This window comes from Pseudomonas sp. LAIL14HWK12:I10, assembly GCF_900184205.1.
Taxonomy (GTDB): domain Bacteria; phylum Pseudomonadota; class Gammaproteobacteria; order Pseudomonadales; family Pseudomonadaceae; genus Aquipseudomonas; species Aquipseudomonas kermanshahensis.
In genome coordinates, this window is record NZ_FXWU01000003.1 from 483,574 (window position 1) to 497,264 (window position 13,691).

12 protein-coding genes are annotated in these 13,691 nt (G+C 63.2%); 9 read left to right on the forward strand and 3 right to left on the reverse strand.

The features are described 5' to 3' along the window. Positions 1-218: 218 nt before the first annotated feature. The 5 genes from QOS90_RS09270 to QOS90_RS09290 all read left to right on the forward strand — a co-directional run bounded on the left by QOS90_RS09270 (position 219) and on the right by QOS90_RS09290 (position 7,056). The gene (locus QOS90_RS09270; protein ID WP_085273091.1) at positions 219-1,706 is read left to right on the forward strand and encodes an aldehyde dehydrogenase family protein; all 1,488 of its coding nucleotides are present in this window, start codon (positions 219-221) and stop codon (positions 1,704-1,706) included. Between the two features lie 188 nt (positions 1,707-1,894). Then, complete coding sequence (locus QOS90_RS09275) at positions 1,895-3,205, forward strand: alginate export family protein (protein WP_085273090.1); 1,311 nt, start codon at positions 1,895-1,897, stop codon at positions 3,203-3,205. Between the two features lie 908 nt (positions 3,206-4,113). Next, the gene (locus tag QOS90_RS09280) at positions 4,114-5,253 is read left to right on the forward strand and encodes an ornithine cyclodeaminase family protein (RefSeq protein ID WP_027596114.1); all 1,140 of its coding nucleotides are present in this window, start codon (positions 4,114-4,116) and stop codon (positions 5,251-5,253) included. Positions 5,254-5,282: 29 nt separating this feature from the next. Next, positions 5,283-5,705, forward strand: coding sequence for a RidA family protein (locus QOS90_RS09285; protein ID WP_027596113.1), 423 nt, complete (start codon positions 5,283-5,285; stop codon positions 5,703-5,705). Positions 5,706-5,760: 55 nt separating this feature from the next. Beyond that, positions 5,761-7,056 carry an NAD(P)/FAD-dependent oxidoreductase gene (locus QOS90_RS09290; RefSeq protein WP_085273212.1) on the forward strand — a complete coding sequence of 432 codons (1,296 nt, stop codon included), beginning with the start codon at positions 5,761-5,763 and terminating at the stop codon, positions 7,054-7,056. A gap of 7 nt (positions 7,057-7,063) precedes the next feature. Here the strand turns inward: QOS90_RS09290 and QOS90_RS09295 are convergent, their stop codons facing one another. Further along, on the reverse strand, positions 7,064-9,187 hold the full coding sequence (locus QOS90_RS09295) for a TonB-dependent receptor family protein (RefSeq protein ID WP_085273089.1): 2,124 nt from the start codon (positions 9,185-9,187) through the stop codon (positions 7,064-7,066). Between the two features lie 219 nt (positions 9,188-9,406). On the opposite strand from QOS90_RS09295, the gene QOS90_RS09300 reads away from it, so the two are divergent. Both QOS90_RS09300 and QOS90_RS09305 read left to right on the forward strand, forming a co-directional pair. Then, positions 9,407-9,649 carry a DUF1654 domain-containing protein gene (locus tag QOS90_RS09300; protein WP_027596110.1) on the forward strand — a complete coding sequence of 81 codons (243 nt, stop codon included), beginning with the start codon at positions 9,407-9,409 and terminating at the stop codon, positions 9,647-9,649. Between the two features lie 6 nt (positions 9,650-9,655). Continuing rightward, entirely contained in the window at positions 9,656-10,348 is a 693-nt protein-coding gene (locus QOS90_RS09305; protein WP_085273088.1) for an endonuclease, read from the forward strand. Positions 10,349-10,351: 3 nt separating this feature from the next. On the opposite strand, the gene QOS90_RS09310 is transcribed toward QOS90_RS09305, so the two are convergent. Both QOS90_RS09310 and QOS90_RS09315 read right to left on the reverse strand, forming a co-directional pair. Then, positions 10,352-10,777 (reverse strand): GTP pyrophosphokinase, encoded by a 426-nt coding sequence (locus QOS90_RS09310; RefSeq protein ID WP_027596108.1) that lies wholly within the window; start codon positions 10,775-10,777, stop codon positions 10,352-10,354. A 177-nt stretch (positions 10,778-10,954) separates the two neighbouring features. After that, positions 10,955-11,524: an SPOR domain-containing protein gene (locus QOS90_RS09315; protein ID WP_027596107.1), complete on the reverse strand. Its 570-nt coding sequence runs from the start codon at positions 11,522-11,524 to the stop codon at positions 10,955-10,957. 341 nt (positions 11,525-11,865) lie between these two features. Between QOS90_RS09315 and QOS90_RS09320 the strand changes: the two genes are divergently transcribed. Together QOS90_RS09320 and QOS90_RS09325 are read left to right on the forward strand one after the other, a co-directional pair. Continuing rightward, positions 11,866-12,384, forward strand: a complete 519-nt coding sequence (locus tag QOS90_RS09320) for a TRAP transporter small permease (protein ID WP_027596106.1) — start codon at positions 11,866-11,868, stop codon at positions 12,382-12,384. After that, positions 12,384-13,667 carry a TRAP transporter large permease subunit gene (locus tag QOS90_RS09325; RefSeq protein WP_027596105.1) on the forward strand — a complete coding sequence of 428 codons (1,284 nt, stop codon included), beginning with the start codon at positions 12,384-12,386 and terminating at the stop codon, positions 13,665-13,667. The genes QOS90_RS09320 and QOS90_RS09325 overlap by 1 nt, the downstream gene beginning before the upstream one ends. Positions 13,668-13,691 lie beyond the last annotated feature (24 nt).

Below are 13,691 nucleotides of genomic sequence, written 5' to 3' on the forward strand. Positions count from 1 at the left end.
CTGTTGTTTGCCTCCCTGCGTCATCACTGTGCGCCGCAGCCGGCGGGGCGTCTTGCCCATGGCTGCCGTGGCCCTTGTTGCTGCCTGCCAGCACCTGCATGCCTGGCAGGCAGCGTCATGCCGCCGTCAGGGAGATGCAAGATCAGCACCGGGCCCGTTCACTATGCTCGACGCTTTGGCGGCCGGTCAGGCCGCGTTCCTCTGCCTCAGGAGCCAGCATGAGCGACATTACCCTTCTTCCCGCGGTCACGGCATTCTTGGCCCGCCAACATGGCGTGTTCATTCACGGCCACTCCATCGCCAGCCAATCCGCCTCGACCCTTGCCGTGGTCAACCCGGCCAATGGCGAAACCCTCGCGCGCATCGCCGATGCCAACCAGGCCGACATTGACCATGCCGTGAGCTCGGCGCGCCAAGGCTTCAGCACCTGGTCGCGCACCAGCCCGGCCGCCCGCGCCGGCGTGCTGTTCAAGCTGGCCGACCTGCTGGAAGCCAACCGCGAAGAATTGGCCCAGCTAGAGACCTTGCAGTCGGGCAAGCTGATCGGCATCGCGCGCGCGTTCGAGGTAGAGCAGGCCGCGCATTTCTTGCGCTACTACGCAGGCTGGGCCACCAAGATCACCGGCCAAACCATCACCCCGTCCCTGCCCTCGTTCGCCGGTGAGCGCTACAGCGCCTTCACCCTGCGCGAACCGATCGGCGTGGTGGTGGGCATCGTGCCGTGGAACTTCGCCACCATGATCGCCATCTGGAAGCTGGCCTCGGCGCTGACCACCGGCTGCAGCATCATTCTCAAACCCAGCGAGTTCACGCCCCTGACGCTGCTGCGCATCGCCGAACTGGCCAGCGAGGCCGGCCTGCCACCGGGCGCCCTCAACGTACTGACCGGCGGCGGCCTGGTGGGCAAGGCGCTGGTCGAGCACCCCGGTACCGACAAGGTCTCGTTCACCGGCTCCGTGCCCACCGGCATCGCCGTCGGCCAGGCCGCCATGGGTGCCAAGCTGACCCGTGCGACACTGGAACTGGGCGGCAAGAACTCGGTAGCGTTCCTGCCCGATGTAGCGCTCGACAAAGCCGTCGACGGCATCATTGAAGCTGGCTTTCTGCATTCCGGGCAGATCTGCGCCGCCGGTGAGCGCTTCTTCGTCCACCGCTCGCGCATCGACCCACTGCTTGACGCACTGTGCCAGCGCCTGGGCCAGCTGAAGGTCGGCTCGCCGCTGGATGAATCGACCCAGTTCGGCCCGGTAGCCAACAAGCCACACCAGCAGAAGCTGGCCGAATTGTTCGCCACCGCACGCGCCGAAGGCAGCCAGATCATTCATGGTGGGCACATTGGCGATGGCCCAGGCTGCTTTGTCGAGCCGACGGTGATTCTCGCCAAGGGCGCCAGCGACACCCTGCTCAACCAGGAAACCTTTGGCCCGGTGGCGACCTTCTTGCCGTACGACGACGAAGACGAACTGTTGCACCTGATGAACGCAACGCCCTACGGCCTCAGCGCCAGCCTGTGGACCAACGACCTGGGCAAAGCCATGCGGATGGTCCCGCAAATCCAGGCCGGTACACTGTGGGTCAACATGCACACCCTGCTCGACCCCGCCGTGCCTTTCGGCGGTATCAAGGCGTCCGGCATTGGCCGCGAGTTCGGCTCGGCGTTCATCGATGACTTCACCGAGCTCAAGTCGGTGATGATCCGTTACTGAAGTGCCCTGCTGCATGCACCTGGCCAAGGCGGGCAAGCGCCTTGGCAGCCACGAACAAGACCCCACCCAGCCATCCACGCACTAATAGGCCGTCGCAGCCAACCGCGACGGCGCCTCGCCACCACGAGGCTGCCCCCGAACAACAAAGGCCGCCTTGCGAGGTGCCGAGAACAATCGAGGGAAGTGCAATGTTCAAACCGCAACGGCTGTCCATCCTGGCCCTGGCCACGCTGCTGGCCAGCCAGGCCGCGCCGGCCTACGAACTCTACGCCGACGAAGACAGCCACGTGAACGCCGACATGCTCGCGGTGTGGGGCATGTTCAACAGCCGCAAGAATTATGACGGCACGGCCGGTGGCTCGACCTGGCGCGAGGGCTTCATCAAGTATGGCCTGAGCGGTGACCAGGGCCTGGCAGGCAACGGCAGCCTCTATGGCGCCTTGAACTGGGTGAGCTCCGCCACCTGGGGCGATGGCGATGCCGCCGGCAACACCGATGGCTCCGAGCGAACCACCAAGATCGAGGACGCCTACCTGGGCTGGCGTTCAGGCGACCTGCTGCCCTGGCTGGGCAAGGATGGCGTAGACCTTTCTGGGGGGCGGCAGGTGGTCCGCCTGGGCAGCGGCTTCCTGATCAACGACGACGGCCCGAACCTGGGCAACGGCGTGGCCGACGGCCACCTGGACCGCGGCGGCGCCTACTACTTGGCGGCGCGTCACGCCTTCGACCGCACTGCAGTACTGCGCCTGGGCGGGCAGGATGGCCTGCATGGCAGCCTGCTGTGGCTGAAGTCCGATAACCGCGCGCAGGCCGAAACCGAACTGGCCGCCGGCACCCTGGACTACACCCATGCTCTGGGCACCTTGGGGCTGACCTGGGTGCACGGTATCGACGTCACCGACCAATGGGCCAGCGCGTTTCAGAAAGCGCGTGAGGGCATGGACGTCTACAGCCTGCGTGGCGAAGGCAACGCAGGCATCGACAATGCCAGTTTCGCCTTCGAATACGCGTGGCAAGACAAGCAAGGCGGCCCGGAAAAAGCCTGGTACCTGCAGGCCGGCTATACCTTCGCCGACCTGCCTTGGGCACCCCAGTTGACCTACCGCTACACCCGCTACTCGGCAGGCTGGGACGCGCTGTTCAGTGGCCTGTCCAGTGGCTATGGCACCTGGTTCCAGGGTGAGGTTGCCGCCAACTACGCCGGGTCCTTCAACAGCAACACCGGCATCCACCACGTCGGCGTGAAGGCGACCCCGCTGGAAAACCTCACGGTCGGTGCGCTGTATTTCGACTTCGACACGGTGCGTACCCGCGACAGCCTCAACCTCGATGCCCGGGAGCTCGACCTTTACCTGGAATGGGCGGTCAACGACCACCTGATCATTAGCCCGCTGATGGGCCTGTATCAGCCCCGCAAGGACGAGCGCAACGGCGGCAATCAGGTGGGCGGCAACGGCACCAACGTCTACAGCCAGCTGACAGTCGCGGTGCCGTTCTAGATCAGCACATGAGCCACTGTAGGAGCAGCCTTGTGCTGCGAAGAGGCCAATGAAAACACAGTAGATCTCCGCTGCCTTCACCGGCCTCTTCGCAGCGCAAGGCTGCTCCTACACGAAGCTCAGCCGTGGCACGGCAGGTCAAGTCGCCTGGCACGCTGACGGTCGCGGTGCCGTTCTAGATCAGTACATGAACCACTGTAGGAGCAGCACAAGGCTGCTCCTACACGAAGCTCAGCCGTGGCACGGCAGGTCAAATTGCCTGGCACGCTGACGGTCGCGGTGCCGTTCTAGATCAGTACATGAACCACTGTAGGAGCAGCCTTGTGCTGCGAAGAGGCCAGTGAAAACACAGTAGATCTCCGCTGCCTTTGCCGGCCTCTTCGCAGCGCAAGGCTGCTCCTACACGAAGCTCAGCCGTGGCACGGCAGGTCAAATTGCCTGGCACGCTGACGGTCGCGGTGCCGTTCTAGATCAGCACATGAGCCACTGTAGGAGCAGCCTTGTGCTGCGAAGAGGCCGGTGAAAACACAGTAGATCTCCGCTGCCTTCGCCGGCCTCTTCGCAGCACAAGGCTGCTCCTACACAAAGCTCAGCCGTGGCACGGCAGGTCAAGTCGCCTGGCACGCTGACAGTCGCGGTGCCGTTCTAGATCAGTACATGAACCACTGTAGGAGCAGCCTTGTGCTGCGAAGAGGCCAGTGAAAACACAGTAGATCTCCGCTGCCTTCACCGGCTTCTTCGCAGCACAAGGCTGCTCCTACACGAAGCGCAGCCGTGGCACGGCAGGTCAAGTCGCCTGGCACGCTGACGCAAGACGGCCTGCCGCTCGTTAGCGAAACTGACACCACGAATGACAGCCCCCGCCCACAAGAACAAAACCTGACAACGGCCGCCTTGCGAGACCCGCCATGACCCTCGATACCCGCATTGACTTCATCTACCTGTCCGAACAGGACATGATCCGCGCCGGCGTGACCGACATGCCCGCCTGTGTCGATACCATGGAAGAAATGTTCGACCTGCTCTACCAGGGCGACTACCGCATGGCCGGCCCGAACAACGACTCCCACGGCGCGATGATCACCTTCCCCGAGCAATCGCCGTTTCCGCACATGCCAAAGCCGACCGCAGACCGTCGCATGATGGCCATGCCAGCGTACCTGGGCGGCAACTTCCGCACCGCGGGCGCCAAATGGTACGGCTCCAACATCGCCAACCGCGAAAAGGGCCTGCCACGCTCGATCCTGATGTTCACCCTCAACGACGCCGACACCGGCGCCCCACTGGCACACATGTCGGCCAACCTGCTGTCGGCGTACCGTACCGGCGCCATCCCCGGGGTTGGTGCGCGCCACCTGGCCCGCAAGGACGCCAAGGTCATCGGCCTGGCCGGGCCGGGCGTGATGGGCAAGACCACGGTTGCCGCGTTCATGGCGGTGTGCCCGCTGATCGACACGATCAAGATCAAGGGCCGAGGCCAGAAGAACCTGGATGACTTCGTTGCCTGGGTCCAGGCGACCTTCCCGCAAATCACCCACATCCAGGTCGTGCAGACCCTGGAAGAAGTGGTACGTGACGCCGACCTGGTCAGCTACTGCAGCTCGGGCGAAGTCGGCGACCCCAGCACTTACCCGCTGGTGCGGCGCGAGTGGGTCAAGCCCGGTGCGTTCTTGGCCATGCCTGCCCCGTGCAGCATCGATGACGGCATGGAGCGTGCGGACGTGCGCAAGGTGGTGGACAACACAGGGCTGTACCAAGCCTGGTTCGAAGAACTGCCCAAGCCTGCGCACAACCATGTGCCGCTGGTAGGCGTGCGCTTCATGGACATGATCGCCGAAGGCAAGCTGGACGCCGCGCAGGTCGAGGACATCGGCAAGATCATCAGGGGTGATGCGCCAGGCCGTCTGAACGACGACGAAATCATCCTCATGTCGGTGGGTGGCATGCCTGTGGAAGACGTTGCCTGGGGCACCGTCGTGTACCGCAACGCGCTCGAGAAAGGCATCGGCGTGAAGCTCAATCTCTGGGAAAAACCTGTCCTTAGCTGACTCCTCAACCACTCAAAAAAGGCTCCCCCATGACGCAGATCACCAAACTGAAAACCGGCTCGAAATTCGAAGACCTGGCCAGCTATTCACGCCTGGTGGCGGTGGACAACTGGATCCACGTCTCCAACACCGCCGGGCGCAACCCGCAGACCCAGGTCATCCCTGAAGACGTGATCGAACAGACCCACCAGGTATTCGCCAACATCGAAACCGCACTGGCGGCAGTCGATTCAGGGCTGGGCGATGTGATCAGCTCGCGTGTGTTCATCCAGGACCCGGCCGACGTGCCAACGGTCATGGAAGTGATCGGCGAAAAATTCCGAGGCATCGACCCGGCCACCACCGTCACCTGCCCGCCCCTGGGCTCGACCGTCTACAAAGTCGAGCTGGAAGTGACGGCGTACCGGGGGGCTTCGCGCGCGCAGGTCACGCTGATCCGCCTGGGCGAGTAATGCGCCGCCAGCCTTGAACCGCAACATTCCGTTCACACTGCCGCCGAGTGAAGCCATGTCCCCCGTCATCGACCCTGTGCACACCTCTACCACCCACCCTCAGGCCACGAGCGTGGTGATCATCGGGGGAGGCATCATCGGCCTGACCGCGGCCCTTACCCTGGCCGAACGCAACATCCCCGTGGTGCTGCTGGAGAAGGGGCGCCTTGCGGGTGAGCAGTCGTCGCGCAACCTGGGCTGGGTGCGCAAGACCAACCGCCATGCGCACGATATTCCATTGGCCCTGGCCGCCGACCAACTGTGGGCGAAAATGCCGGAACGGGTCGGCAGCGATGTCGGCTACCGGCAAGCAGGCATCATGTTCATCGGCCGCAACGACACGCAGATGGGCATGCACGAAAGCTGGCTCAAGAGCGTCGAGCACCTTGGCCTGGACTCTCGGCTGCTCAGCAACAAGGAGATTGCCAACAAGGTGCCCGGCGGCCGTGCCGACTGGGCCGGGGGCATCTATACCGCCTCGGACGCGCGCGCCGAGCCGACCCTGGCCGCCAGCGCCATCGCCCGTGCAGCGATCGCCAAAGGCGCGGTGCTCGTGGAAAACTGCGCGGTGCGCACGCTGGTCACCGCCGCTGGCAGGGTCAGCGGCGTTGTCACCGAGCAAGGCGAGATTCGCTGCGACCAGGTATTGCTGGCCGGCGGCTTGTGGTCTCGCAAGTTTCTCGGCAACCTCAATATCGACCTGCCCACCCTGCCGCTGACCTGTTCTGTACTGCGCACCCACCCGCTGGACGGCCCGACCGACATTGCGGTGGGCGCACCGGACTTTTCCTTCCGCAAACACAAGGATGGCGGCTACATCATTACCCAGCGCGGGGCGCTCGATGCGTTCCTGACCCTGGACCACCTGCTGCTGGGCAGGCGTTACCTGCCGCAACTGCGGGCACAGCGTGACTTTTTGCGCATCAGCTTCGGCAAGTACTTCTTCAAGGACCTGGCCCTGGCCCGGCGCTGGGGTCCGTCGCAGGTGACGCCCTTCGAGCGCGTCAGGGTTCAGGACCCGCAGGCCAACACGGCATTGAACGATGAAGCCTTGCGTAACCTGAAGGCAGCCTGGCCAGTGTTCGAGCAGGCCCGGATCGCCTCAGCCTGGGCAGGCACGATTGACGTCACCCCTGACTCAAACCCCGTGATCGGCCCGGTGCCGGCCATTCCCGGCCTGACCTTGGCGACCGGATTTTCCGGGCATGGCTTCGGCACCTCGCCGGCAGCGGGCCAATTGGCGGCAGACCTGGTTTCGCAGTCCCCCACGTTGATCGACCCGAGCCCCTATCGGTTCGAGCGGTTTGCATAGCCGTGCTTCAGCGGAACTGATACTCCAACCCGGCGCCCGCGTACCACGAACGCCCCGGCGCGGCTTCGTAGTAGCGTGCGTTGCCGTCACCCACGATCACCGACCCCACATACTGCCGATCAAACAGGTTGTCCAAGCGGATCAGCTGGTGGAACGTCCACGGCCCAGCGTGCTGTTCGAAGCGCGTCCGCCAGTTGAAGACGGTATAGGCCGGCGCCGGTTTTGCGGTATTGCTGTCCTCCACATACACCTTGCTGCGGTACTGCCCTTCAACCCCCATGCTGACAAACGTCGCTGGCTTCCACACGAGCTCGCCGAACAGGTTGTCGAGCGGCACGCCCGGCAGGCGGTTGCCATCCTCGATGATCTGCGTGCCTTGGGCAAAGTCTTCGGCGTAGCGGGCATCGGTGCGGGTGTACACTACGGTCGTCTGCCACTGATCGCTGAGGTCACTTTGCAGGCTCGCCTCAAACCCGCGGCGCAAGGTCTTCCCGGCGTTTCGGTAACTGGTACGGCCGTCGGTGGCGCTGGCCACCACGATTTCGTCATCCGTATGGATTTCGTAAACCGCGGCGTTGAGCCGGGTACGTTCGCCGAGCCGGTATTTGACGCCCACTTCATACTGGGTGCTGGAGGCTGGCTTGAGCCCGAAGTTAAAGCGTTCAACCTGGCCAGGGGCGTACGCCATTTCAGCCTGGGTCGGGGTCTCGAAACCCTTGCCGACACTCACATAACCACGCACATCCGGCGTAAACGCATACATCACCGACAGCGATGGCGTGTTCTGCTGGTACGTCTTCTTGCCACTGGAATCGCCATTGGCCAGGTAGTGGTCATCGACGCGCATTTGCATCGAGCTGTGGCGCAGGCCAAGGTCAGTGGTCCAGTTGCCGAGTTCCCAATGCGCCTGGATGTATGGGTCCAGGCTGGTGGCGGTGTCTTGCTCGTCACGCCGCAGCTCACCTTTGACGCCCAGCGTGTCGCCGCTGAAATTCTGGTAGCCGCGGCGGTCGTCCTTGCTCTGGTCATAGTCGGCGCCAACCGTGACCGTGAGGTTACCGGGGGCGGCTACAACCGGCTGTATCCAGCGCAAGGTGCCGCCGTGAAACGCACGGTCGAAGTCCACTACCCCACCGCCACGCTGGCTGTTGGAGGCCACTGTCTTCGGAATGGACAGGTACTGCACGACGCTACGCTGCCCCGCGTAGAGGTTGAACTGCAACGTGGCATCGCCGAAATAGCGCTCGTAGTTCATGCCCAACTGCTGATGGTCGATGCTCTTGCGGGTGTTGTAGATATCCGCCACCGCCGCGGTGGAACGAGGGTCATGTTTATAGGCGTCCCAGGTTTGCCCCAGCGGGTCTTGCGTGTTGTTCTGTTCGAGGCTGCTGTAGATCAGCGCCAGGCGCGAGTCAGCGTCGGGCCTTACGTGCACCTTGGCGAAGGTCTGGTCGCGGCGGGCGGCGCTGTGGTCACGGTAACCGTCGGTGTCCATGCGCGATGCATCGAGCACGAAGCCGGCGGTTTCGTTGCCGCCCTCGGCCGACAGGTGATTCTTGTTGAAACCGTCGCTGCCAAAAGTGGTTTCGGCCCCTACCCTTGCAGGCCCCTGCCCGTCCCGGCTGAACATCTGGATAACGCCGCCGGCGTTGCTCCCGTACAGGGTCGCTGCGGGGCCGCGCAACACTTCGATGCGATCGGCCACATCCAGATTGAGCGAGGCGGCCTGCCCCTGGCCGTCTGGCGTACTGGCCGGGATACCATCGCTCAGCAGCTTGAGGCCGCGAATACCAAAGGCCGAACGTGCGCCGTAACCCCGCGATGACACTTGCAGGTCTTGCGCATAGTTCTGCCGGTTTTGCACCACCAGGCCGGGCACCTTGGTCAGCACTTCTGAAAGATTGACGCCCAACTGGCCGTCGGTCCCGTGGGAAAGGTCCACGGTATCGATCGAAAAAGGCAGGTCGAAACTGCCGGTTGGCGCGTAGGCGCCAGTGACCACCACCGGGTCGGTGATCAGCACATCGACTGCCTCGGTGCTGGCATGGATCGACGGGCTGATGCTGCCGGTCAGCAACAGGGTCAGGCCTGTGCGCAAGGGGGCAGGTCGATGCAAACGGAATGGGTACATGTGAAGCTTCCTGAAGCTTGGGCCTGACCGATTTCGCGTCATGCCCAAGGCGTCACTGCTGTGTCCAGGCACAGAGCGCGCGAATGATAGCGGAGAGGTGATGGCACAGATGGTACCAATCCTTCACCTCGGCCACACACACTTTTGCCTCACAGGCAGTTGCGAATTTACTTACGGTGAAATACTGTACGCACATACAGCAAAAACAAGGAAATGCCTGTGGCCAGCACCTCCTCAGCAACACCGAGCAGCTATGAACAACTGGGCGTACGTATCCAGAAGATCATCAACAGCCCCACCGCCCAACGCAGCCGTGCAGCGCTGATCTTCCGCCTGGAACAAGAGTCCCCGGATGACTGGGAGACCCTGCTCGAAGAAATCGCCGAGAACGACAACGTCACCCTCGCCCATCGCGACGATGGCGGCGTGCAGATTTTTTGGACCGTGCCCAAGGAAGACTGACTGCGCATGAGAGTTTCGCTTTTCGCTGCAGCCTGCCTGCTGTTGTCCACCCCGTTCGCCCATGCCGATGCCCCACGCACGTTCCAGGAGGCCAAGAAGGTCGCCTGGAAGCTGTACGCGCCACAATCGACGGAGTTTTATTGCGGCTGCAAGTACAAAGGCAACAAGGTTAACCTGGCCTCTTGCGGCTATACACCGCGCAAGAACGCCCAACGGGCTTCGCGCATCGAATGGGAGCACATCGTGCCGGCCTGGCAGATCGGCCACCAGCGCCAGTGTTGGCAGGACGGTGGGCGCAAACAGTGCTCGCAGCACGATGAGGTGTACAAACGCGCCGAGGCCGACCTGCACAACCTGGTGCCCAGCATCGGTGAGGTCAATGGCGACCGCAGCAACTTCAGTTTCGGTTGGCTGCCTGAGCAGCAGGGCCAGTACGGCAGTTGCCTGACCCAAGTCGACTTCAAGGCCAAGAAGGTCATGCCACGCCCTTCGATCCGCGGCATGATCGCACGCACGTACTTCTACATGAGCAAGCAGTACAACCTGCGCTTGTCGAAGCAGGACCGACAGCTGTTCGAAGCGTGGAACAAAACGTACCCGCCGCAGGTATGGGAGCTGCAGCGCAACCAGCAGGTGGCCTGCGTGATGGGGCGGGGTAATGCGTTTGTTGGGCCGGTGAACCTCAAGGCCTGCGGCTGAGGCTCAAGCCAGTGTCTGCAGGTAGGCGCTGGCCTCCCGGTAACGGGCCAGCCGCGCCAGGTCGGCGGGGCCAGGAACTGGGATGCGCGAGAGGTCGCTGTTATCGGCCAGGTCGGCCAGTTTGACGGTGCGCGCCAAGGGGTCACCACCAAGGCGCTGGACGAAGTCTTGGTAAGACTCGCCATCACGTCGGCTCAGCGCCAGCAGCGCGGCAAGAATTTTCAGTGCAAAGCCTTCACGCGCCAAGTCGGACAGGGTCATCGGGGTGTCTTCGATTACATCATGAAGCACCGCGACGATCCGCTGCTCGGGCGTGGAAACCCGCATCATCACGCGTAGCGGGTGCAGGATATAGGCCGCCCCACCCTTGTCATATTGCCCTTCATGCGCCCTGGCAGCCACGGCAATGGCCCGCTCCAGTGTAGACATGAGGCCCTCCCCGTTCAGCTCTCCCAGTGCAAGCATAGCCCGCACGGGCACATACGCCCAGCCTTTGTAGGCGCAGCCTTGTGCTGCGAAGAGGGCGGTGCAGACGCCCTGGGTTCAGGTGGCTGCACCGGCCGCTTCGCAGCACAAGGCTGCGCCTACACGGTGTGGGTTGCGGGGTTAGCGCTGGGCGCCATGCTGGATGACCACCGAATCGGTGCCCAGCTTGGCCATCACCTCGGCCTTGCGCGCCTCGGCTTCTTCCTTGGTCGGGAATGGCCCCATCAACACCACCGGCTTGCCGTTGCGGTATTCGACCGAAGACGGGATGCCCTTCTCGATCAGGCGCGCCGTCATGTCGCTCAAAGCGCCCATGTTCGCCCCCTGCACCACTTCGACATCCCAGCCTTCCGGGGCCGGCTCACCGGCCAGCGCCTCGGCGCGGCGCTGCAGGTCGGCACCACCGCACAGCTCGCGGATGCGCAGGTTGTTGCCGCTGTCGTCGACGATGATCTCGTATTGGCCATCACGCTTGATCGCCACGTAGCTACGGTAGGCTTCGTACTGCCCGGCGTCGTCCTTGCCGCGGACTTGGCCGCAAATGGTGCCATGGGTGTCGATCCGCACGTTGCCGAACTTGGCAGTCTTGGGGTTGTGCAGGTGCTCGGCCACCTGTTTGTGCACGCCTTCGACTTCGTTCTCACAGCCCGCCAGGGCGAGCACTGCCATTACCACAGCCAGTTTGCGCACGCGTGTACCTCCAGATTCGAAGGGGCGGATTCTAGCATGCCGCCCCCGGGCAAGGACCGCGACCATACGTTACACCCTGCTACCGCGATGTGCCGACCACCGCCCCCTGCGCAGCCACGGCCCGGGCACTGATCGCCATTTCTTATCCCCCTGATAAAAAACTTGAGGCAGCCGAAACCGGGCGTTTCAGACAACATTCCAGGCAGTCGTACGACGACGTATGTCCAATAATAAAAAGGTGACCCCATGCCCCGCTTACACCTAAAGGTGGATGTTGCTGTCCGCGCTCTCGCACCAAGCGCTTTCGGCGCTCCCTGGGCAGCTCTGCTCCAGGAGGCGCCATGAAAACACTGATCGATAGTTACTTTCTGGTTCTGAAAACGCTGGTGATCGCCTGCCTTGTGGCCATCACCTGCCTGATTTTCACCAATGTCGTGCTGCGCTATGGCTTCAACTCGGGCCTGTTCTTCAGCGAAGAGATCTCCCGCCTGGCATTCGTCTGGCTGGTGTTTGCCGGCGCCCAATTGATGCTTCATGAAAACGGCCACATCGGTGTCGACATCGTCACCCGCCGGGTTTCGCCTGGTGTGGCCAGGTGCCTGTTGGCACTGACGCAACTACTCATGCTCTACGTGACCTGGCTGTTCCTTGACGGCAGCTGGAAGCAGACCGTGATCAACCTGCATGTCGGCGCCCCCTCCACCGGCATTTCCATGGCCTTGTTCCATGGGGCGGGCCTGGTCTTTTGCATCCTTAGCGGGTTGCTGATCTTCACCCAACTGGTCAGAAACCTGATGGGCACCCTTCCCGCGCACACCCCGGCCGAGCCCTCGGCAGCCGAACACGGAGCAGTCGAATAATGGCCCTGTCAGTCTTCGTCGGCGTGCTGATGGCCGCCATCTTGATCGGCGCCCCCATCGCCTACGCCCTGATCCTCTGCGGCGTGGCCCTGATGTGGCTGCTGGGCCTGTTCGATGGCCAGATCATCGCGCAAAACATCATCAATTCGGCAGGCAGCTTCCCCCTGTTGGCCATTCCGTTGTTCATCATCGCTGGCGAGGTCATGAACAGCGGTGGCCTGTCCAAGCGCATCATCAAGCTGGCCATCACACTGGTCGGCCACCTGCGCGGCGGGCTCGGCTACGTCACCATCTTCGCCGGCGTGCTGCTGTCCAGCCTGTCGGGTTCGGCACTGGCCGACGCCGCCTCGTTAACCGCCCTGTTGCTACCGATGATGGTCCTCGCCGGCTACAACCGCGACCGCTCCGGCGGCCTGATCGCCTCGGTATCGGTGCTTGGCTCAATCATCCCGCCCAGTATCGGGTTCGTCGTGCTGGGCGTCGCGTCCGGCCTGTCGATCACCAAGCTGTTCCTGGCCGGCATCGCCCCCGGGCTGATGATCGCCGCCGCCCTGGTCGTGGCATGGTGGCTGATGTCGCGGCGCAACACCGACGTCGAACTGAGCCCGAAGGCCAGCGGCAAAGAGCGCCTCAAGGCTTTGGTCGACAGCTTCTGGGCATTGATGCTGCCGGTGATCATCGTGGTCGGCCTGCGCTTTGGCGTGGTCACCCCCACCGAGGCCGGCGCGGTGGCCAGCGTCTATGCACTGCTGGTGTCGTCGTGCATCTACCGCGAACTGAGCCTCAAGTCGCTCAATGACCTGCTGCTGCGCGCCGGCAAGACCACCGCCGCCGTGATGTTCCTGGTCGCCGCCGCCTCGATACCGGCCTGGATGATCACCATCGCCGATATCCCCGGGCAGATCATCGACCTGATCCAGCCGGTGATGGACAACCCGCGCCTGCTGATCGTGGTGCTGATGCTGTTGATCCTGGTGATCTCGATGGTCATGGACCTGACCCCGACCGTGCTGCTGCTCGCCCCCATCCTGGTCCCGGTGGTGACCGCGGCGAACATCGACCCGATCTACTTCGGCGTGCTGTTCATGATCAATTGCTCGATCGGCCTGATCACCCCGCCCGTGGGCACGGTGCTCAACGTGGTCTGTGGCATCGGCAGGATGCGCTACGAAGCGCTGCTCAAGGGCACGTTCCCGTTCCTGATCGCCGAAGTCATCGTGCTGTTCCTGCTGGTCATCTTCCCCGAACTGGTCACCGTCCCTGCCCAGTGGTTTGGCCACTGATCCCCACAACAATAAAAGGTACAC